The 1,696-nt window shown below is 32.9% G+C and carries 2 protein-coding genes; one reads left to right on the forward strand and one right to left on the reverse strand.

All coding sequences use genetic code 11. The annotated features are described in order from the left end of the window. Window positions 1–1,381: 1-deoxy-D-xylulose-5-phosphate synthase (gene dxs, locus AMN80_RS00010; RefSeq protein ID WP_075519989.1), on the forward strand; the 1,381-nt coding region annotated here is incomplete at its 5' end. Here the strand turns inward: dxs and AMN80_RS00015 are convergent. Next, window positions 1,378–1,696: chorismate synthase (locus AMN80_RS00015; protein WP_143323358.1), on the reverse strand; the 319-nt coding region annotated here is incomplete at its 5' end. The two genes, dxs and AMN80_RS00015, sit on opposite strands and share 4 nt — an antisense overlap.

Raw genomic sequence — 1,696 nt, forward strand, 5'->3', positions numbered from 1 at the left:
CAATGATATGTCAATTGCAAAACCTGTTGGAGCAATGAGAACATATCTAGCAAAATTATTTACTGGCAAGATGTATTTTAGTTTTAGGGAAACTGTAAAATTAATAATTTCATCGTTTTCTAAAAGATTTAGTAAAAAAGCTGGTCAAGCTGAGGATTTTTTTAGAAGTGCTGTTACAGGAGGCACCTTATTTAATTCATTAGGATTTTATTATGTAGGTCCAATAGATGGTCATGATATAGAAACACTGGTTTCAGTTTTAAAAAATGCAAAAAATAGTAATTTCAATGGACCTATAATGATACATATTAAAACTGAAAAAGGAAAAGGATATCGATTTGCAGAGAAGTCAAATGATAAGTTTCACGGAGTTTCAAAATTTAATGTTAAAACAGGAGTTCAGCAAAAGTCAAAAGTAACTGTACCGTCTTATACTAAAGTTTTTGCTGATACACTAATTAAACATGCTGAGAGAGATAGTAAAATAATTGGAGTTACGGCAGCTATGCCAACTGGTACTGGCATGGATTTATTTGGAAAAAAATTTCCCGATAGGATGTACGATGTCGGAATAGCTGAACAGCACGCGGTCACATTTTCTGGGGGATTAGCAACAGAGGGATACAAACCTTATGCCGCTATATATTCTACTTTTTTACAAAGGGCTTACGATCAAGTTGTGCATGATATTGCAATTCAAAGCTTACCAGTTAGGTTTGCAATTGATAGAGCTGGATTAGTTGGAGCTGACGGCCCAACGCACGCAGGTTCATTTGATATTACATTTTTATCTACATTGCCAAATTTTGTTGTGATGGCAGCTAGTGATGAGTCAGATTTAGTTAAGATGATTAATACTTCAGTAGATATAAATGACAGACCAAGTGCCTTTAGATACCCAAGAGGTACAGGATTTGGAATTACGCTTCCAGATATAAGTGAAAAAATTGAAATTGGAAAAGGCAGGATAATTCAAGAGGGAAAAAAAATAGCTTTAATTAATTTTGGAGCACGATTAAATGAGTGTAAAATTGCAGCACAAAATTTGGAAAAAAAGGGTTTAAGCATAACTATTGTAGATGCAAGATTTTGTAAGCCACTTGATGAAAATTTAATGTGGCAAGTTGCTAGAAATCACGAAATATTAATTTCAATTGAAGAGGGCTCAATAGGTGGATTTGGATCTCACTTGAGTAAATTTTTATCCGATAAATCTTTATTGGAAAAAATAAAATTCAGATCTATGATTTTACCTGATAGATTTATTGAACATAATGATCCAAAAAAAATGTATGAAGAGGCTGGTTTAGATAGCAAGGCAATAGAAAACAAAATTTACGAAATAATTGACTCTAAAATTCTAGCTCAAAAGCAGAATTAGTTACCGCACTGTGCATTATTCATTAAATAATGATCGAGTAATACGCAATGCATCATTGCTTCACCAATAGGGACTGCTCTTATTCCAACACATGGGTCGTGACGACCTTTAACTGATATAGATGTATTTTTTCCGAATTTATCAATTGTTTTTCTTGAGGACAGAATCGATGAAGTTGGTTTTACAGCAAAAGATACTATTATTTCTTGTCCACTAGATATACCTCCAAGTATACCCCCAGCTTTATTTGATCTAAATTTTATATTTTTTCCTTTTGAAATAATCTCATCAGAATTTTCTTCACCGGTTAATTGG

It is taken from the genome of Candidatus Pelagibacter communis, assembly GCF_001179985.1.
GTDB classification, from domain to species: Bacteria; Pseudomonadota; Alphaproteobacteria; order Pelagibacterales; family Pelagibacteraceae; genus Pelagibacter; species Pelagibacter ubique_J.